15 protein-coding genes, 3 tRNA genes and 7 pseudogenes are annotated in these 18,812 nt (G+C 40.9%); 7 read left to right on the forward strand and 18 right to left on the reverse strand.

Annotated elements, in window-relative coordinates; translation table 11 throughout:
• Positions 1-66: 66 nt before the first annotated feature.
• The 3 genes from mdtI to zwf form a co-directional block, all read right to left on the reverse strand.
• A complete protein-coding gene (gene mdtI, locus E3U36_RS01415; RefSeq protein WP_180816855.1) occupies positions 67-399 on the reverse strand; it encodes a multidrug/spermidine efflux SMR transporter subunit MdtI in 333 nt (110 codons plus the stop codon).
• 1 nt (position 400) lies between these two features.
• Positions 401-811, reverse strand: coding sequence for a multidrug/spermidine efflux SMR transporter subunit MdtJ (mdtJ, locus tag E3U36_RS01420; protein WP_180816856.1), 411 nt, complete (start codon positions 809-811; stop codon positions 401-403).
• A gap of 425 nt (positions 812-1,236) precedes the next feature.
• Positions 1,237-2,712 carry a glucose-6-phosphate dehydrogenase gene (zwf, locus tag E3U36_RS01425; RefSeq protein ID WP_180816857.1) on the reverse strand — a complete coding sequence of 492 codons (1,476 nt, stop codon included), beginning with the start codon at positions 2,710-2,712 and terminating at the stop codon, positions 1,237-1,239.
• A 341-nt stretch (positions 2,713-3,053) separates the two neighbouring features.
• Between zwf and E3U36_RS01430 the strand changes: the two genes are divergently transcribed.
• On the forward strand, positions 3,054-3,473 hold the full coding sequence (locus E3U36_RS01430; RefSeq protein ID WP_180816858.1) for a MurR/RpiR family transcriptional regulator: 420 nt from the start codon (positions 3,054-3,056) through the stop codon (positions 3,471-3,473).
• Here E3U36_RS01430 and E3U36_RS01435 read toward each other — a convergent pair.
• Positions 3,460-4,383 carry an IS5 family transposase gene (locus E3U36_RS01435; RefSeq protein ID WP_180816859.1) on the reverse strand — a complete coding sequence of 308 codons (924 nt, stop codon included), beginning with the start codon at positions 4,381-4,383 and terminating at the stop codon, positions 3,460-3,462. The two genes, E3U36_RS01430 and E3U36_RS01435, sit on opposite strands and share 14 nt — an antisense overlap.
• A 103-nt stretch (positions 4,384-4,486) precedes the next feature.
• On the opposite strand from E3U36_RS01435, the gene E3U36_RS01440 reads away from it, so the two are divergent.
• From E3U36_RS01440 to E3U36_RS01455, 4 genes and pseudogenes are all read left to right on the forward strand, one after another.
• Positions 4,487-4,942 (forward strand): SIS domain-containing protein, encoded by a 456-nt coding sequence (locus tag E3U36_RS01440; protein WP_304488606.1) that lies wholly within the window; start codon positions 4,487-4,489, stop codon positions 4,940-4,942.
• 215 nt (positions 4,943-5,157) lie between these two features.
• Positions 5,158-6,250: pseudogene (gene pyk, locus E3U36_RS01445) on the forward strand (pyruvate kinase); the annotation flags it as partial.
• Between the two features lie 162 nt (positions 6,251-6,412).
• Positions 6,413-7,336, forward strand: a pseudogene (locus E3U36_RS01450) (IS5 family transposase).
• Positions 7,337-7,509: 173 nt separating this feature from the next.
• Positions 7,510-8,328, forward strand: a complete 819-nt coding sequence (locus E3U36_RS01455) for a pyridoxal phosphatase (protein WP_180816860.1) — start codon at positions 7,510-7,512, stop codon at positions 8,326-8,328.
• A 67-nt stretch (positions 8,329-8,395) separates the two neighbouring features.
• Here the strand turns inward: E3U36_RS01455 and modC are convergent, their stop codons facing one another.
• The 4 genes and pseudogenes from modC to E3U36_RS01475 form a co-directional block, all read right to left on the reverse strand.
• The gene (gene modC / locus E3U36_RS01460) at positions 8,396-9,460 is read right to left on the reverse strand and encodes a molybdenum ABC transporter ATP-binding protein ModC (protein ID WP_180816861.1); all 1,065 of its coding nucleotides are present in this window, start codon (positions 9,458-9,460) and stop codon (positions 8,396-8,398) included.
• Positions 9,454-10,144 (reverse strand): annotated as a pseudogene (gene modB, locus E3U36_RS01465) (molybdate ABC transporter permease subunit). Before modB ends, modC begins: the two are co-directional and overlap by 7 nt.
• Positions 10,145-10,161: 17 nt before the next feature.
• Positions 10,162-10,949 (reverse strand): annotated as a pseudogene (gene modA / locus E3U36_RS01470) (molybdate ABC transporter substrate-binding protein).
• Positions 10,867-11,082 (reverse strand): hypothetical protein, encoded by a 216-nt coding sequence (locus E3U36_RS01475; RefSeq protein ID WP_180816862.1) that lies wholly within the window; start codon positions 11,080-11,082, stop codon positions 10,867-10,869. The pseudogene modA and the gene E3U36_RS01475 overlap by 83 nt, the downstream one beginning before the upstream one ends.
• On the opposite strand from E3U36_RS01475, the pseudogene E3U36_RS01480 reads away from it, so the two are divergent.
• Positions 11,076-11,999, forward strand: a pseudogene (locus E3U36_RS01480) (IS5 family transposase). The gene E3U36_RS01475 and the pseudogene E3U36_RS01480 sit on opposite strands and share 7 nt — an antisense overlap.
• 791 nt (positions 12,000-12,790) lie before the next feature.
• On the opposite strand, the gene E3U36_RS01485 reads toward E3U36_RS01480, so the two are convergent.
• The 8 genes and pseudogenes from E3U36_RS01485 to E3U36_RS13345 form a co-directional block, all read right to left on the reverse strand.
• A complete protein-coding gene (locus E3U36_RS01485) occupies positions 12,791-13,123 on the reverse strand; it encodes a phage tail fiber protein (RefSeq protein ID WP_180817663.1) in 333 nt (110 codons plus the stop codon).
• Positions 13,108-13,536 carry a hypothetical protein gene (locus tag E3U36_RS12425; protein WP_238337485.1) on the reverse strand — a complete coding sequence of 143 codons (429 nt, stop codon included), beginning with the start codon at positions 13,534-13,536 and terminating at the stop codon, positions 13,108-13,110. The genes E3U36_RS01485 and E3U36_RS12425 overlap by 16 nt, the downstream gene beginning before the upstream one ends.
• A gap of 266 nt (positions 13,537-13,802) precedes the next feature.
• Positions 13,803-13,889, reverse strand: a tRNA-Leu gene (locus E3U36_RS01500).
• A 7-nt stretch (positions 13,890-13,896) separates the two neighbouring features.
• Positions 13,897-13,970 (reverse strand) — tRNA-Cys (locus tag E3U36_RS01505).
• Between the two features lie 46 nt (positions 13,971-14,016).
• Positions 14,017-14,092, reverse strand: a tRNA-Gly gene (locus E3U36_RS01510).
• Between the two features lie 127 nt (positions 14,093-14,219).
• Positions 14,220-14,768, reverse strand: a complete 549-nt coding sequence (gene pgsA, locus E3U36_RS01515) for a CDP-diacylglycerol--glycerol-3-phosphate 3-phosphatidyltransferase (RefSeq protein WP_180817492.1) — start codon at positions 14,766-14,768, stop codon at positions 14,220-14,222.
• 53 nt (positions 14,769-14,821) lie between these two features.
• A complete protein-coding gene (uvrC, locus tag E3U36_RS01520; RefSeq protein WP_180816863.1) occupies positions 14,822-16,654 on the reverse strand; it encodes an excinuclease ABC subunit UvrC in 1,833 nt (610 codons plus the stop codon).
• Positions 16,647-16,841 (reverse strand): annotated as a pseudogene (locus E3U36_RS13345) (LuxR C-terminal-related transcriptional regulator); the annotation flags it as partial. The gene uvrC and the pseudogene E3U36_RS13345, both read right to left, overlap by 8 nt.
• A gap of 16 nt (positions 16,842-16,857) precedes the next feature.
• Here E3U36_RS13345 and E3U36_RS01530 point away from each other — a divergent pair.
• Positions 16,858-17,781 (forward strand): IS5 family transposase, encoded by a 924-nt coding sequence (locus E3U36_RS01530; protein ID WP_180816864.1) that lies wholly within the window; start codon positions 16,858-16,860, stop codon positions 17,779-17,781.
• Positions 17,782-17,826: 45 nt separating this feature from the next.
• Here the strand turns inward: E3U36_RS01530 and E3U36_RS01535 are convergent, their stop codons facing one another.
• Positions 17,827-18,135: a hypothetical protein gene (locus E3U36_RS01535; protein WP_180816865.1), complete on the reverse strand. Its 309-nt coding sequence runs from the start codon at positions 18,133-18,135 to the stop codon at positions 17,827-17,829.
• Between the two features lie 192 nt (positions 18,136-18,327).
• Positions 18,328-18,798 (reverse strand): annotated as a pseudogene (locus tag E3U36_RS01540) (Fe-Mn family superoxide dismutase); the annotation flags it as partial.
• Between the last annotated feature and the right edge of the window lie 14 nt (positions 18,799-18,812).

Consider the following 18,812-nt stretch of genomic DNA (forward strand, 5'->3'; position numbering starts at 1 on the left):
AGAGGGAGCCATCCTGGCGGCTAATTCTGATTTATTCAACAAAGCCTCCTAGCAGCTGAAATACAATTATGCCAGTTTGATAACGACCATCCCGGTAATCAATAAAATAATACCGCCCCAACCTTTATAATTTAGCCGTTGATTAAACAAAATCCAACCGGCGGCAACCGTGGCTACAACACCAAAAGCCCCCCAAAGTGCATAAGCTATCGAAAGCTTAATACCTTTCACCGCTACTGCTAATGCACTAAAAGCACCTAAAACGGCAATTAAAGATAATACACCTATCCACAGTCGCTTAAATCCATTTGATAACTTTAAAACAATATTAGCCACTATTTCTAAAATAACGGCCAGAAATAGAAAGGCACCATGCCACCATTGATATTCCGCTAACATATTATGCCTCCTTAACAACTTTAGTCATTTTATTTAATGGCCTTTTTGGCGTAATTTTTTTTCCCTGTTTTATCGAATGTAGTGTGCTAGTTTTTTTAGTACCCGATTTTATTAGCGCTATACCCACAATAAGTAACGCTAATCCAATAAGTTTCATTGGTGGTAATGATTCATTAAATAACAAAACACTAAATGCTGTTATAAAAATTACCCCAATACCTTCCCAGAGAGCATAAGCTACTCCAAGAGCAACTTTTTTTACTGCCATTGCCAATAATATATAAGATGAAACAATCATAAAATACATTACCAATAAGCCAGTCATATCACCGCTGACGCTAGAATACTTCATTGATAAAGTACCAATGACCTCTATGACAATCGCTGATGCTAAAAATATCCAATAAATCATTATATCCTCCTGTTATTGGCAATCATCAAAGCAATAGATAAATACCTAAATTTGTAATAACTAAGTGATGATTTAAATTAAAAGCCCATTTACGGTAAAACCGATTAGCAACAGGAGACGCTACAATGCACCACACCAGTGATGTTCACTAGAAATAATAGATATTTTTGATAAGAAAAGATGATAGCTACTACGTTGATTTTTGACGCTTGTGGCGCTAGACATGATATTTTATTCATGCATCACACGGCCAATCCGTATGATATACTATGAATCCTCACTATTGATAGAATAAATACAAAGCTATTTATATCATAGCCATTGTATTTACTCAAATAATTATAATAAATTCCAGCTAAAATGCAAAAAGCTACCAAAATAAGGGTAATAAACCTAAACACATTACCCTATTACGTAGACAAAAACTATTCGAACTCATTCCATGAACGACCATCTTTGGCGATCATCACATCAGATTCCTCAGGTCCCCATATACCCGCCTGATAAAGTTTAGGTGGCTGATCATCCTTTGCCCAAGCGTCCATAATAGAATCCACCCATTTCCAAGCTTCTTCTACTTCATCCCGACGGACAAACAGAGCTTGAATGCCACGCATAGCTTCTAGTAATAAACTTTCATATGCATCAGCCAAATGGATTTGATTAAATGTTTCAGAAAAACTCAGATCTAATTTTGTCGTCTGTAAATGATGTTTATGCTCAAGGCCAGGCGCTTTGTTTAAAATTTCAATATCAATTCCTTCATCAGGTTGTAATCGAATAGTTAATTTATTTTGTGGTAGATCCTGATAAGAATCAGAAAAAATATTTAACGCCGGTTTTTTAAAATAAACCACCACTTCAGAGTATTTTGCCGCTAATCGTTTGCCAGTTCTTAAATAAAATGGCACGCCAGCCCAATGCCAATCATCAATGTCGACTCGAATTGCTACAAAAGTTTCCGTTTTACTGGATTTATTTGCCCCTTCTTCCGCAAGATAGCCAGCCACTTTTTTGCCTTGAATAGAGCCTGATGTATATTGACCTCGGACAGTTTTTTCACGTATATTACGATAATCAATCCGACGTAATGAGCGCAATACTTTAACTTTCTCATCTCGTATGCGATCTGCAGTTAAATCCGCAGGCGGTGACATGGCAATCATAGTCAAGATCTGTAATAAATGATTTTGGATCATGTCACGCATCTGCCCAGCTTGATCAAAGTAACCCCAGCGTCCTTCGATACCAACCTCTTCAGCAACTGTGATCTGTACATGATCAATCGTTCGATAATCCCAATTATTAATAAATAAAGAGTTGGCGAAACGTAAAGCTAATAAATTGAGTACTGTTTCTTTACCTAAATAGTGATCAATACGATAAATCTGGCTTTCTTTAAAATACTTAGCAACCTCATTATTTATATCTTGAGAAGAGGCAAGATCACTGCCTAATGGTTTTTCCATAACAACCCGGTTGGGCTTTTTATTGAGGCCAGCATGGCCTAAGCCATGGCAAACCGCACCAAAAGTCGTTGGTGGCATAGCAAAATAATATATAGCGGGTTTACTATCACCCTCAAGATATTTTGCTAGTGAATTAAATTTGTTCAGATCCTGAACATCTAAATTGAAAAAATCAAGGCGCTTACTTAATTTTTGCCATAAACTGGGCTCGATTTCCTCATTTAGGAAAGTCTCTAACGCATCTTTAGTCTCTTTTATATAGGCGGCAGCATCCCATTCAGCCCGACCAATCCCTATAATACGGGTATCAGGATGGATATAGCCCGTTTTTTCCAATTGATAAAGGGAAGGCAATAATTTGCGGCGAGCCAAATCTCCTTTTGCGCCGAAAATAATTAAATTACATGCCTGAACAGCTTTATTAATTGCCATAATGTGGGATTCTCCTTAAATACCAATTCTATAGTGCTATGATAGCTTAAATCGAGAAAATAAATGTACCTTTTTGACTCGACCAGGTAAACAAAGCCACGATATTTTATTTTGCTCAAAAAATAATTCGCAACAAATTTGATTAGTTATATATAATTTTTAATTCTTCATATTTATTAAACTAAAATGCAAAGTAAATTAGACGCCCGTCATATTTTTAATAAAAATTCAGTTAATAACTTCCTTTTTTTCATTACTGACCTAACAACGCGTAGTATATTTTGACTTAAGTAACAAGATTCCCCCTTTGGCAATATTAGTAAAACGGGTAGCTTTTCAGTATGAACACATTAGAACAAATAAATAATAACTTTGAGTATTTCAGTAAATCAGAAAAGAAAGTTGCCAATTCAATCCTTGAAAGCCTGCAAAAAGCGATTCACCTTTGTATTGCAAGCCTAGCTAAATTGGCTAAGGTGGGCGAACCCCCTCCCCCTGTAAATCGTTTTTGCCGTAGAATAAATACCAAGGGTTTTCCTGATTTTCAATTACAATTAGCACAAAGCATCGTCAATGGAGCATCCTATGTTAATCGTTTGGTTGATCAAGATGATACTGTCAGTTTCCATACGCAAAAAGTTTTTGATTCTGCCATCGCGCAATTAGGTATTGTAAAAGATAACCTAAATACGGCTTTGTTGAATAAATCAGAATTAGCCGCCAGGATGGCTCCCTCTGCTACAGCTGTTATCCGATCCTGACGCTGTGTGGCATACCCAACAACGTCATACGGTTCAGCGCTTTGACCATCGCCATTGCTTCACCTACCTGAGCCTCATAGTCACGCAGCCTCAGATGGCCACCCAGCAAAGTTTTTATGCGGAACATCGCTGTTTCTGCCACTGAACGCCGGTGATAACTCACTTTCTTTTTCCACATATCATTACTCCTGCTCAGACGCTGATTCGCCACCGCATGGTTACGTTCATGGTACTTGTCCGGCCAGTATTTCGCTCCGCTTCGCGGCGGGATAAGGGGCCTGATTTTCTTTCTTAGCAACGCGTCGTGGCAGTAACAGGCGTCATAAGCACCGTCTGCTGACACTTCCCTGATTTTCCGGTGGGTTTGGTTAATCAGGCCCGGCAGTGCCTGCGCATCTGTCGTTCCGCTGAGCGATAAGTCGGCACAGATAATCTCATGAGTCACACTGTCTGCTGCCAGATGAAGCTTGCGCCACACTCTTCGTCTGTCAGCCCCATGCTGCCTGACTTTCCATTCACCTTCGCCAAAGACCTTCAGACCGGTACTGTCGATGACCAGATGCGAGATTTCACCACGCGTTGGCGTTTTTATGCTGATGTTGACGCTCTTTGCTCGTCTGCTGACCAGCGAGTAGTCCGGACAGCACAGCGGCAAAGACATGAGTTTAAAAATCGAATCAACGAAGCCCTGTAATGCCCGGAGCGACAGGTTAAACACACGCTTCATCATCAGGACAGTGGTAACAGCCATATCGCTGTAGTAAAGCGGCCGGCCACGACCTTTAGGCGAAGAACTGTCAGTCCATCCAGCGATGGCCGACTCATCAAGCCAGACCGTCAGGGAACCGCGTTGTCTGAGTGCCTTGTTGTACGCTGGCCAGTTGGTAATTTTAAACTTTTGCTTTGCCATGGGGACCTGATGTTGAAACGAATTTAGCGATCAGCTCCGCCAATCACCTAAAAGTTCGATTTATTCAACAAAGCCCCTAAATACCACAAACATTAATCGTGCTATCGATCTATTAACCCAAGCAAAGAAGATCCCTTTCTTTGGTTTAGCTTCTTCAGCAGCAGTTACCCATGGAGATATGAGTAAATTTTTTCGTTTTTATATCCCAGTGCTCTATTTCGTTGATGTCATGATGCAACACATATATTGTATTAACTATCGCTATGGTAACGTTGTGATTTGCATTTTGCCTACTGGGCGCATGCAAAACTTGGTTGAACAAGCTAAAGTTGCTAAAGCCAATGATGCTATAATCATTACTATTATTACCGCTAATTCCTCTCTGGCACAAATCGCTTCCTTATCTATCGCAATTACTGTACCTGAATATACCAATATTTACATGCCGATGGTATCACGACTAGCACAGTTGACATTAATAGATGTGCTAGCAACTGGCTTTATTTTACGTCGAGGTCAAAATTTTAGAGATAACTTAAAGCGCTTAAAAGATATATGACATGATGTATATCCTGATAAACTCTAGTGCTATTTACCTTTAGCAAATAGATCAATATCAGCAAACTATAGATCCGTTCGTTTTACTGCAAAAAATATTCTCTCTAGCTAAGGCATTTAAATGATACAACAGCACACTTTACTAAAGGGATTAATTTCATTTCTATGTAATAACCTATCAACCAACACCAATTTTAATAAGTAACGGAGTCATAAATGTCGAGACGACTTAGAAGAACGAAAATTGTTACTACTCTCGGTCCCGCGACTGATCGTGATAATAACCTGGAAAAAGTGATTAAAGCCGACGCAAACGTTGTTCGTCTAAACTTTTCTCATGGCTCAGCAGAAGATCACATACAACGCGCAACAAAAGTACGTGAACTTGCGAAATCATTAGCACAACATGTGGCTATTCTTGGTGATCTACAAGGACCTAAAATTCGCGTTTCAACATTTAAAGAAGGAAAAATTTTTCTTCATATCGGCGATAAATTTATCTTAGATGCCAATTTAGCCAAAGGTGAAGGTAATCAAGAAAAAGTCGGCATTGACTATCAAGGTTTACCCAATGATGTGGCATCAGGTGATATTCTGTTACTCGATGATGGACGCGTTCAATTAAAAGTACTTACGGTAACAGATCAGCAAATTCTTACTGAAGTAACTGTTGGCGGACAACTATCAAACACCAAAGGGATCAATAAGCTTGGTGGTGGTCTATCCGCAGAAGCACTAACAGATAAAGACAAAGCCGATATCTTGCTCGCAGCTCAGATCGGTGTCGATTTTTTAGCAGTTTCTTTCCCCCGCTCAGCAGAAGATCTAAATTATGCCCGACGCCTGACTCGTGAAGCGGGTTGTGATTGTCAATGACAAAGTTATTGACGAAATTATTTTAGCCTCAGATGTGGTCATGATTGCTCGAGGTGATCTAGGTGTTGAGATTGGCGACCCTGAGCTGGTCGGCGTACAAAAAAAACTAATACGCCGGGCACGCCGACTAAACCGTATTGCCATCACTGCCACCCAAATGATGGAATCGATGATCACTAATCCGATGCCTACCCGAGCTGAAGTAATGGACGTTGCTAATGCTGTGCTGGATGGCACTGACGCCGTTATGTTATCAGCCGAGACAGCAGCAGGCCAATATCCTGCTGAAACCGTTGAAGCCATGGCTCAGGTTTGCCTTGGAGCAGAAAAGATGGCTGGCATAAATATTGCCAAACATCACCTCGATGTTATATTTGACAGCGTTGAAGAAGCGATTTCGATGTCAGCTATGTATGCCGCCAATCACCTAAAAGTTCGATTTATTCAACAAAGCCCCCCTAGGGTAATTATTTATTTTTTCTGTTTTAGTTAACGTCTATTATTCGATATGATTAGATTTGGCTTTGTTGAATAAATCGAACTTTTAGGTGATTGGCGGAGCTGATCGCTAAATTCGTTTCAACATCAGGTCCCCATGGCAAAGCAAAAGTTTAAAATTACCAACTGGCCCGCGTACAACAAGGCACTCAGACAACGCGGTTCCCTGACGGTCTGGCTTGATGAGTCGGCCATCGCTGGATGGACTGACAGTTCTTCGCCTGAAGGTCGTGGCCGGCCGCTTTACTACAGCGATATGGCTGTTACCACTGTCCTGATGATGAAGCGTGTGTTTAACCTGTCGCTACGGGCATTACAGGGCTTCGTTGATTCGATTTTTAAACTCATGTCTTAGCCGCTGTGCTGTCCGGACTACTCGCTGGTCAGCAGACGAGCAAAGAGCGTCAACATCAGCATAAAAACGCCAACGCGTGGTGAAATCTCGCATCTGGTCATCGACAGTACCGGTCTGAAGGTCTTTGGCGAAGGTGAATGGAAAGTCAGGCAGCATGGGGCTGACAGACGAAGAGTGTGGCGCAAGCTTCATCTGGCAGCAGACAGTGTGACTCATGAGATTATCTGTGCCGACTTATCGCTCAGCGGAACGACAGATGCGCAGTCACTGCCGGGCCTGATTAACCAAACCCACCGGAAAATCAGGGAAGTGTCAGCAGACGGTGCTTATGACGCCTGTTACTGCCACGACGCGTTGCTAAGAAAGAAAATCAGGCCCCTTATCCCGCCGCGAAGCGGAGCGAAATACTGGCCGGACAAGTACCATGAACGTAACCATGCGGTGGCGAATCAGCGTCTGAGCAGGAGTAATGATATGTGGAAAAAGAAAGTGGGTTATCACCGGCGTTCAGTGGCAGAAACAGCGATGTTCCGCATAAAAACTTTACTGGGTGGCCATCTGAGCCTGCGTGACTATGAGGCTCAGGTAGGTGAAGCAATGGCGATGGTCAAAGCGCTGAACCGTATGACGTTGTTGGGTATGCCACACAGCGTCAGGATCGGATAACAGCTGTAGCAGAGGGAGCCATCCTGTCGGCTAATTCTGATTTATTCAACAAAGCCATTAGATTTGGAAAAATTTATCGGGGTGCACCTGTAAGATAAATAATTTACTAAGTTACATTGTTTAAAATTACTAGCTAGATTAAATCCTATATCACTATTTAATGAGGCTGATTTATGTCATATCGCGTCATCGCTTTAGATCTCGATGGTACCCTATTGGATCCACAAAAACAGATCTTGCCACAATCTTTAGCAACTATAAACCAAGCTCGTCGCCAAGGGATCAAAGTTATTATTGCTACCGGCCGCCATCACGTTGCTATTCACCCATTTTATCAAGCACTGAATTTAGATACGCCGGCTATTTGTTGCAATGGTACTTATCTCTATGACTATCATGCTAAAAAAGTGCTGGAATCGGATCCGTTATCAGCAGCAGAAGCGACTAAGGTAGTTGCCTATTTACAAGGTACCGATATCAACCACTTGATGTATGTTGATGACGCCATGCTATATCAACAACATAATGATGCTATTGAACGAACATTGAAATGGGCAGATTCTTTACCTGAAAATCAACGTCCCAATATCCATAAAATTGACGATTTTAATACAGCAATCCAACAGGTTACGGCTATTTGGAAATTTGCCACTTGTACGCATGATATCGAAAAATTACGTACTTTTAGCCAAACTATTCAACAAGAGCTGGAGCTTGCTTGTGAGTGGTCATGGTTTGATCAAGTTGATATTGCTAAAAAAGGCAATAGCAAAGGTTTGCGTTTACAACGTTGGGTCGAATCACAAGGTTTGACGATGAAAGATGTGATAGCTTTTGGTGATAATTTCAATGATGTCAGCATGCTGACTGCTGCAGGCCTCGGCGTTGCAATGGGTAATAGCTGTGATGAGGTGAAAAAACATGCTGATATAATTACCGATCAAAATAGCGCGCCAGGGATCGCTCAAGTGATCGAAAAATATGTGTTATAAAGGCTGTAAAGCTATTTGCACAACTGACTAACAATCTTTGTTCGCAAATATTGCATCATCATTAGAATTAAAGCCGCCTTGTTAGCGATAGACTCTTGATTTGGGCATAAACCCATTTACCCGGCTTTATTTCTAGCTCATCTCTTGCCCAACGCGTGATCCTGGCCCAGATAAAGTGGCTATCTATTGCTAACTTAACATCTACTTGCTCGATGTCATCAATGCACTCCACTACTTTAACTCTTAATATATTACGAATCGTCGTTTGCGTTGACTTATGTAAGGTTAAAGAAACTTCTGCAGCATCAATACGGATCCGAACCGATTGACCTAATTGAAATTGCAACTGGGGAAGCCACAATCGTTGATCCGATATAGCAACCGATGACATGGTATAAAGGCTATGATGCTCGATCACCTTAACATTTAAGATACTACTTAATGCATCAGCTTGTAGCCAGGGACGGAAAATACTGCTTGACCAAATATCAGCTAATGGCGCGAATGCTTCAATTTTACCTGTTGACATAACAATTACATTATCAGCCAACCGGACTATTTCATCCAGATTATGACTGACATAGAGAATCGGGATTTGGATATCTTGCGATAACTTTTCCAAATAGGGAAGTAACTCTCTTTTGCGTGGTAAATCTAACGAAGCTAATGGCTCATCCATTAATAATAATTCAGGCGCGGTTAATAATGCACGGCCAATAGCCACTCGTTGTTTTTCGCCACCTGACAACATAGCTGGCAAGCGCGGCAATAATGTTTCAATACCGAGCAATTGAACAATATCATCAAAGTGTAATTTCATTGCGCCAGACATGCCATATTGCAAATTACCTTTGACGCTATAATGTGGAAACAGGCGCGCATAGTGAAAAACATAACCCATTTTACGCCTTTCTGGTGGTACAAACAGACCTTTATCCGTATCGACTAAGACCCGATCATTAAAAATAATCTGTCCTTTATCAGGTTTGGTAAGACCACCTATCAGGTTTATCAGGGAGGTTTTGCCAACACCGGAAACGCCAAAAATAGCGGTGATGCCTTGAGTCGAAAGTGTGGTATCAGCATAGAGCGATAAATCCCCTAGCTGCTGTTGCAGACGCAAAGCTAACACATTGACCCCAAGCGTTTTCTGCTACAACGAGTTAACCATTCAGAAAAAAGTAACGACAGCAAGGCTAAGATGATAGCAATAATACACAAACGAGCCGCGGCTATTTCTGCGCCTGGTGTTTCAATTAGAGTATACATGGCTAATGGAATGGTTCTGGTTTCACCTGGAATATTTAGAAACAAAGGTAATCGTGGCACCAAATTCACCTAATGAACGAGCAAAAGCCAAAACCATACCGACAATAATTCCCGGTAAGATAAGCGGTAAGGTGATGGTAAAAAAATCCGTAATTGATTAGCGCCTAAGGTTCTGGCGGCCTGCTCAAGGCGTCTATCAACCCCCTCCAATGCTAATCTTATTGCTCTAACCAACAATGGAAAAGCGATGATGGCAGAAGCTAAAGCGGCACCTCGCCAACTAAAAGTAAAACTAAATCAAAACCAATCGTATAGCCATTCACCTATTGCCCCATGGCGACCAAATGACAGTAAAAGGAGATAACCTACCACTACTGGCGGTAATACTAGCGGTAAATGGATCAGACTATCGAGTAATGTTTTGCCCGGAAAATGACAACGCACCAAGATCCAGGCCATTAATATTCCTAAAGGCAGACTCACCAATACCGCCACTCGATACTTTTAAGCTTAAAATAATAGCTTGCCACTCATATTCACTTAGCATCTGCAAAAATTAATTTCCTATAATGGCCTAAAACCATAATTTTTAAATATTGCCGCTGCGGCCGGCGTTTTTAAATAGGCAAAAAAATCGTTAACCTGATTAGTCTGATGATTTTTGACAATCTCCATCGGGTATTCGATAGCGTTATAACTGTTCTCTAGAAATATGCCAACTACTTTAACCTTTTTACTCACCACCACATCAGAGCCATACACTATGCCTAATGGTGCTTCATTCAACTCAAATCATGCCATACCACTGCGAACATTATTGGTTCTGGCTAACATTGTATCAACGGTTTTCCAGGCGCCTAAAGCAACTAGTGCCTGTTTAGCATAGATACCAACCGGGACATGATCAGGATCACCGACAGCAATTCGTTCACCATTATTAGTTCACCATTGGCAAGTGTGCGCCAATCAGTTTTTTGGCTAATTGTGATTGGTTTTAGTGTTGAATTTATTGGCGCAATAAGAACTAAATTATTACCTAACAAAGTATGGCGACTGGCATTAACCATAAGTTGTTTCTGTTGCACCTAATCCATCCATTGTTGGTCAGCAGAGATAAAAATATCGGCCGGAGCACCCTGTTCAATTTGTCTGGCTAACGTTGAGGAGGAAGCATAAGCGGCAATAATTTTAGTATTATGATCCTTTTCATATTGCGTTACGATATCATTTAAGGCATTGGTTAACGATGCGGCAGCAAAAACGGTCACTTTATTCTCCGATGCCCAATTTTGGCCAATGACCAACAAAAAAAGTGCAACCGCTGCCACTATTTTGGCAATATATTTTTTCATCATTGATACCTTTTTCATTATTTTTATCTTTATATATATCAGGATATAACGGGCTTTGTTGAATAAATCGAACTTTTAGGTGATTGGCGGAGCTGATCGCTAAATTCGTTTCAACATCAGGTCCCCATGGCAAAGCAAAAGTTTAAAATTACCAACTGGCCCGCGTACAACAAGGCACTCAGACAACGCGGTTCCCTGACGGTCTGGCTTGATGAGTCGGCCATCGCTGGATGGACTGACAGTTCTTCGCCTGAAGGTCGTGGCCGGCCGCTTTACTACAGCGATATGGCTGTTACCACTGTCCTGATGATGAAGCGTGTGTTTAACCTGTCGCTACGGGCATTACAGGGCTTCGTTGATTCGATTTTTAAACTCATGTCTTTGCCGCTGTGCTGTCCGGACTACTCGCTGGTCAGCAGACGAGCAAAGAGCGTCAACATCAGCATAAAAACGCCAACGCGTGGTGAAATCTCGCATCTGGTCATCGACAGTACCGGTCTGAAGGTCTTTGGCGAAGGTGAATGGAAAGTCAGGCAGCATGGGGCTGACAGACGAAGAGTGTGGCGCAAGCTTCATCTGGCAGCAGACAGTGTGAATCATGAGATTATCTGTGCCGACTTATCGCTCAGCGGAACGACAGATGCGCAGGCACTGCCGGGCCTGATTAACCAAACCCACCGGAAAATCAGGGAAGTGTCAGCAGACGGTGCTTATGACGCCTGTTACTGCCACGATGGGTTGCTAAGAAAGAAAATCAGGCCCCTTATCCCGCCGCGAAGCGGAGCGAAATACTAGCCGGACAAGTACCATGAACGTAACCATGCGGTGGCGAATCAGCGTCTGAGCAGGAGTAATGATATGTGGAAAAAGAAAGTGGGTTATCACCGGCGTTCAGTGGCAGAAACAGCGATGTTCCGCATAAAAACTTTGCTGGGTGGCCATCTGAGGCTGCGTGACTATGAGGCTCAGGTAGGTGAAGCAATGGCGATGGTCAAAGCGCTGAACCGTATGACGTTGTTGGGTATGCCACACAGCGTCAGGATCGGATAACAGCTGTAGCAGAGGGAGCCATCCTGGCGGCTAATTCTGATTTATTCAACAAAGCCACTCCGAGTATAATCAACTGCCGGAATTGAATTAACATGTGCAAATTTTGGAGAAATAAATGTCGAACCGACTTCACCTCGTGGTCCGTTTTTGGTTGCAGTGCCAGTTGAACTGGTATTAAAATCACCCACGCCAGGAATATGAATCTCGGCACTAATATCAATACCATTATTTCCTGTCGGTACAGAAAGGTAATACTTTAATACTTTTTCACCAGCATAGTTTTCTACTGGTTTATCACTCGATTGAACATCCCAAGAGATAACTTTAACATAATCATCTTTTCTGCTGGTTTGATTCCAAGGATTGATATTTGTATTACCATCAATATAATTGACTAAATAGATATTATTAATTAGCTCCTCATCAGGAATATCAATCGGATTATTATTTTATCTAAAATTTTAACTTTAAAATAAAGTTCAACTTGGTTTTTTCCATTACCATAAATCGTTGCTTTTTTCGCTGAGAAATTACTATAAAATCCGATATCAAGGTAATCTAATCGATAAAAGCTGTCCCATACGCTCATATTATGTTTCCCTGCTATTTATGAAAAATATATTTTGCAACCGATAAACAACAAAAAGCATAGCAAATTTTAGATAAATAGATATTTTAATTTTTATTAAAATAAATGAATATTATATTTAACTACCCCGTGTCTTATGTAAATTAATTTTCACAAAAATAATTCTATTATTTAATTAATATTAAATTTACCGATAAATAATTTAATCTTGTTTAATTGAATGTTGTTTTTGATGCCACACAGAGTTCGGAGGCATCTCTACCCTAACATCCAACCAGGTCGACATCGGAATATCAACTTGCTCACCGTCAGTATAATAATTAGGTTTACCATCAATAATTTCCTTTTGACTCATAACTTTATCAGTAGCTCTACCAATTGCTTGCACAACACTGTTTTTATCAAATTTATCACCCACAGTTTTGCTTGTTTTTTCGATAAGTTCTTGCAGTGCTTTAATCGACTCTAATTTAACTGTATTACCACTTGGCAAGCTGATCTCAACTACGCCAGTTTCTGTCAGCCAAGTGTCCATATTTTGCAAAAAATAAATAATATAGGCATTCGCGGCAACCAAGGCACGTGTGGCGTCACTATTGTTGTTGGGTTCAGTAAGATTAATATATAGGTGATATTTGTTGCACTAAATATCGCTGCTTCGGCTAGAACTAATTCATTGTCACTGTTAACCGCTTTGATTAGGTAAGGGTAATTAATATTGTTATGTTGTATAAGTATTAACATACCAATCGAAACAACAGGATTATTACTATTCCATTTGGTGCCAGTTTCGCTAACAATAGCTGATCCTGACACTAGTGTGACTGTGCCAGTGTTATAAACCTGGGTAATCCCATTTTTAAAGGTATCAACGGTTTCTACCTGCTCATCTTCTAAAAATGGTATTTCCTGTGTTTGCTGCTCACCGCCTTCGGTTGACAATGTCATCACCTGCGGCATTGCCTCCTATCAGAAAATAGCAAATATCGGGTCATAAAAAAATGACACAAACTGCTCGCTATGACAGAACAATAAATATTGTTCCAATAGTCGGTGGTCATAAAAAAGAGCGGTGACAAAAAAATATAGTGAAATGATATAGTGAAAGGTAATAGCGAAATAATAGTGAAACGTGATTTAACTCACAAAAAAAGCAACCGTAAAGGTTGCTCTTTTTTACTGCTAGCTCGTTGATAATCAACAAGTGTTTAATATGGTGCCCAGGGCGGGACTTGAACCCGCACAGCCTTAAGGCCGAGGGATTTTAAATCCCTTGTGTCTACCGATTTCACCACCTGGACTAAATTCTGGAGGCGCGTCCCGGATTCGAACCGGGGTACACGGATTTGCAATCCGCTGCATGGCCACTCTGCCAACGCGCCCTACTCAATCTAGCTTATATGTAGGGCTGATATGTAGGGCTGATATTGGAGCGGGAAACGACACTCGAACTAGCGACCCCGACCTTGGCAAGGTCGTGCTCTACCAACTGAGCTATTCCCGCATTCTCACAATACTTAGTTAGTTAAACCCAGCATCGTTTGATGCGCTGCATTCTACTTGTTTCCTGTATTGAGTCAATACTATTATTAATTAATTCGGTTCGTTCGCTGATTTTTCAATCATTTCGATCAAGCGTCATTCAAATTCTTCCAGGCGCCAGATAAATATTGAAACATAGACCAAAACGTTAAAATAGCCGCAAAATAAAGTAATATGAGAGCAATTACCTCAATTTGAATATTAGGATGCCACAGTAATCCAACTAATGAGAGCATCTGGGCGGCTGTTTTAAATTTTCCAATCCAAGAAACAGCTACACAACTACGTTTTCCTACCTCCGCCATCCATTCCCGTAATGAGGAAATAATGATTTCACGCGCTATCATAGTCACTGTCGGTAATGTAACCCACCAAGTATGATAATATTCGGTCACCAATACTAATGCCGTTACTACCATAATTTTATCAGCGACCGGATCTAAAAATGCACCAAATCTGGTTGTTTGCTGCCACAATCTGGCAAGAAAACCATCAAACCAATCAGTTAACGCAGCAATGACAAAAAGAAACGCACAAACAAAAGGCGCCCAGTGAAAAGGAAGATAAAAAAATAACACAAAAAACGGAATCAATATGATACGAAAAAGTGTTAACCAAGTTGGAATATTTAATTGCATCATGCTCTATAATTGTCTGGCCAAAATAAAATATATATACAATTACACTACGCTTATTGCTTTAACGCATTATAAATTTTTTCTGCTAGTGCATATGAAATCGTTGGCACTTTTGCGATTTCATCAAGACTCGCATTACGTAAAGCTTGTAAGCCCCCCATATATTTAAGTAGCATCTGCCGACGTTTAGGACCTACCCCTTCAATAGACTCTAAGGTGCTGGTATTTCTAACTTTCGCCCTACGCTGACGATGTCCTGTAATCGCGTGATTATGTGATTCATCACGAATATTTTGTATTAAGTGTAGCGCTGGTGAATCAGGCGGTAATGAAAGACCTTCTCCATCAGGTTTAAAAAACAATGTTTCTAAGCCGGCTTTGCGATCATGTCCTTTAGCTATCCCTATCAATTTGGATCGCGTTATGTCCCAATCAACATTTAATGCCTGGAATACACCGATTGCTTGAGCCAGTTGTCCCTTGCCACCATCAATAAAAATAACATCCGGTACTTTATTTTCATCTACATGTTTACCATAACGTCTCGTTAAAACTTGATACATAGCAGCATAGTCATCACCCGGCGTAATATCAATTATATTATAACGACGATATTCAGAACGTAAGGGCCCATTACTATCAAAAACAACACAAGATGCTACAGTTTGCTGCCCCGATGTATGACTAATGTCAAAACATTCCATGCGATAAATTTTTTCTAGTCCTAGCAAGTCAGCTAATGCCTCTATTCTTTGGTGAATAGTTGATTGTTGTGCAACTTTGGTGGTCAATGCTGTCGCTGCATTAGTACGAGCCAGTTTTAAATATTTAGCTTTTATACCTCGCGGTTTCACTTGAATGTTAATTTTACGTCCCGCTATTTTAGTCAATAAATTAGCAAATAGCGCTTTTTCCGGTAATAAAAAATCCAATAATATTTCTGCCGGTAAAGAGCGAATTTCACTACCCTGTAAATAAAATTGACCTAAAAATGTTTGCACAACTTCACTTAATTGCGTATTTGCAGGGATCTTTGGATAATAACTACGGCTACCAAGTACTTTCTCTTGGCGAATAAAGAGCACCTGAACACAAGCAATACCTAAGTGATAAGCAACGCTAATTACATCTAGATCTTGCGTATTACCAGTGACAAATTGTTGCTCTGTAACCGCTCTAACGGCGTGTATTTGATCGCGATAACGCGCTGCACTTTCAAATTTAAGAGCTTGACTGGCCTGCTCCATATTTTGGATTAATTGATTAAGAACTTGCTGATCCTTACCCGATAAGAATAAACGAACATATTCTACTTGTTGATGATATTCTTCATCAGCAACCAGCCCCTTAACACAGGGCCCAAGACAGCGATTAATTTGATATTGGAGGCATGGTCTGGATCGGTTGCGATAGACACGGTCTTCACACTGACGCAATGGAAATAACTTTTGTAATAAAGCCAGCGTTTCTATGACAGCATGAACACTTGGAAATGGGCCAAAATAGTCCCCCTTTGCCTTCATAGCACCACGATGCATAGCCAAACGTGGATGTTTATCCGCACTTAAAAAAATATAAGGATAGGATTTATCATCCCTTAACAGAACATTATAACGAGGCTGATAACCTTTAATATAGTTATGTTCAAGTAATAAAGCCTCGTTTTCTGTATGTGTTACAGTAATGTCAATCTGAGCAATATTTTTAACAAGTTGTTCGGTTTTACGGCTCGTTACTTGCCCTCTAAAATAACTCGCTAACCGTTTTTTTAAATCCTTAGCTTTGCCGACATAAATAACCACCCCAGATGTATCGTACATACGATATACACCTGGTTGATTGGTGACTGTCTGCAAAAATACTTTCGGTTCAAATAGTTCAGGCACTATAATAAAAACTCTCTGTTTGAATCAATCCATTCGTTATAGCTATATGAGTTAATTCTACATCACTACGCACTTTTAGTTTACTAAACATTCTATATCTATAGCTATTTATTGTTTTTGTGTTTAAGGGCTTTGTTGAATAAATCGAACTTTTAGGTGATTGGCGGATCTGATCGCTAAATTCGTTTCAACATCAGGTCCCCATGGCAAAGCAAAAGTTTAAAATTACCAACTGGCCAGCGTACAACAAGGCACTCAGACAACGCGGTTCCCTGACGGTCTGGCTTGATGAGTCGGCCATCGCTGGATGGACTGACAGTTCTTCGCCTGAAGGTCGTGGCCGGCCGCTTTACTACAGCGATATGGCTGTTACCACTGTCCTGATGATGAAGCGTGTGTTTAACCTGTCGCTCCGGGCATTACAGGGCTTCGTTGATTCGATTTTTAAACTCATGTCTTTGCCGCTGTGCTGTCCGGACTACTCGCTGGTCAGCAGACAAGCAAAGAGCGTCAACATCAGCATAAAAACGCCAACGCGTGGTGAAATCTCGCATCTGGTCATCGACAGTACCGGTCTGAAGGTCTTTGGCGAAGGTGAATGGAAAGTCAGGCAGCATGGGGCTGACAGACGAAGAGTGTGGCGCAAGCTTCATCTGGCAGCAGACAGTGTGACTCATGAGATTATCTGTGCCGACTTATCGCTCAGCGGAACGACAGATGCGCAGGCACTGCCGGGCCTGATTAACCAAACCCACCGGAAAATCAGGGAAGTGTTAGCAGACGGTGCTTATGACGCCTGTTACTGCCACGACGCGTTGCTAAGAAAGAAAATCAGGCCCCTTATCCCGCCGCGAAGCGGAGCGAAATACCGGCCTGACAAGTACCATGAACGTAACCATGCGGTGGCGAATCAGCGTCTGAGCAGGAGTAATGATATGTGGAAAAAGAAAGTGGGTTATCACCGGCGTTCAGTGGCAGAAACAGCGATGTTCCGCATAAAAACTTTGCTGGGTGGCCATCTGAGGCTGCGTGACTATGAGGCTCAGGTAGGTGAAGCAATGGCGATGGTCAAAGCGCTGAACCGTATGACGTTGTTGGGTATGCCACACAGCGTCAGGATCGGATAACAGCTGTAGCAGAGGGAGCCATCCTGTCGGCTAATTCTGATTTATTCAACAAAGCCCAGCAAGAAGTGAATTTTCATGGTTAAATAGCGAAGAAAATGGCACAAATTCTACTTTCAATGTTAATGACTTTGATAGGTTGATATGAGAAAGAGAGCAAGAAGATTTTGAAGAAGCCAATCTTCCTGCTATAAGAGCAGCCGAATATCGGGCAACTTTAAGGCAAAATTCAGCTCTTACTGTTAATGATGAAGCTGAAATGCCAAATGAAAGCATTTCTTTAGCTAGAGCGCCAATTGAAGATGTTGATCCATCAATTAACTGAGCAATATACAAATAATTAAGAGAAAAACTCACAGTGATGCAGTGGCTAGATTAATAATAAAATTCGTTTATTTACTAACCCAGTATTATAAATAATGTAATTTACGATGTTATTTAATATTAATTATGTAATTGCTGTTCGTGACAATATTTAATAACAGCCATAGCCAGGAGTCTGTTATGGCTGTTTAATTTTTAACACTTTTTCAAATCATATCCATTAAATTATGGCAACAAATTTTGTTCGACAAATTTCCAGTTAACCAGCGACCAAAAGTTTGTCAAGTATTCCGCTCGTGCATTACGATAATCAATGTAGTAAGCATGCTCCCATATATCAACAGTCAGTAATGGTTTATCATCACCGCTGACTGGTGTTGCGGCATTAGAAGTATTGACGATGGAAAGCTTGCCATTTGCCTGTTTGACTAACCATGTCCAGCCGTAACCAAAATTTTTGATCGCCGCATCGGTAAACTGCTGCTTAAATTTTTCAAAATAGGCAAAATGTTGATTAATGACCTCAGCTATTTTACTTGTTGGTTCGCCACCAGCATTAGGCGCTAAGCAGTGCCAATAAAAGGTATGGTTCCAGACTTGGGCGGCATTATTAAATATGCCTCCTTGGGCGGTTGTTATAATTTCTTCTAATGATTTACCCTCAAAGTTAGTCCCTTTAATTACATTATTTAGATTAGGCTTTGTTGAAT

The organism is Arsenophonus endosymbiont of Aphis craccivora, assembly GCF_013460135.1.
GTDB classification, from domain to species: domain Bacteria; phylum Pseudomonadota; class Gammaproteobacteria; order Enterobacterales; family Enterobacteriaceae; genus Arsenophonus; species Arsenophonus nilaparvatae.

Coding starts and splice junctions, on each gene's coding strand:
- mdtI (WP_180816855.1), bottom strand. CDS start 399: ATGTTAGCGGAATATCAATGGTGGCATGGTGCCTTTCTATTTCTGGCC.
- mdtJ (WP_180816856.1), bottom strand. CDS start 811: ATGATTTATTGGATATTTTTAGCATCAGCGATTGTCATAGAGGTCATT.
- zwf (WP_180816857.1), bottom strand. CDS start 2,712: ATGGCAATTAATAAAGCTGTTCAGGCATGTAATTTAATTATTTTCGGC.
- E3U36_RS01430 (WP_180816858.1), top strand. CDS start 3,054: ATGAACACATTAGAACAAATAAATAATAACTTTGAGTATTTCAGTAAA.
- E3U36_RS01435 (WP_180816859.1), bottom strand. CDS start 4,383: ATGGCAAAGCAAAAGTTTAAAATTACCAACTGGCCAGCGTACAACAAG.
- E3U36_RS01455 (WP_180816860.1), top strand. CDS start 7,510: ATGTCATATCGCGTCATCGCTTTAGATCTCGATGGTACCCTATTGGAT.
- E3U36_RS01485 (WP_180817663.1), bottom strand. CDS start 13,123: ATGGACACTTGGCTGACAGAAACTGGCGTAGTTGAGATCAGCTTGCCA.
- E3U36_RS12425 (WP_238337485.1), bottom strand. CDS start 13,536: ATGACATTGTCAACCGAAGGCGGTGAGCAGCAAACACAGGAAATACCA.
- pgsA (WP_180817492.1), bottom strand. CDS start 14,768: ATGCAATTAAATATTCCAACTTGGTTAACACTTTTTCGTATCATATTG.
- E3U36_RS01530 (WP_180816864.1), top strand. CDS start 16,858: ATGGCAAAGCAAAAGTTTAAAATTACCAACTGGCCAGCGTACAACAAG.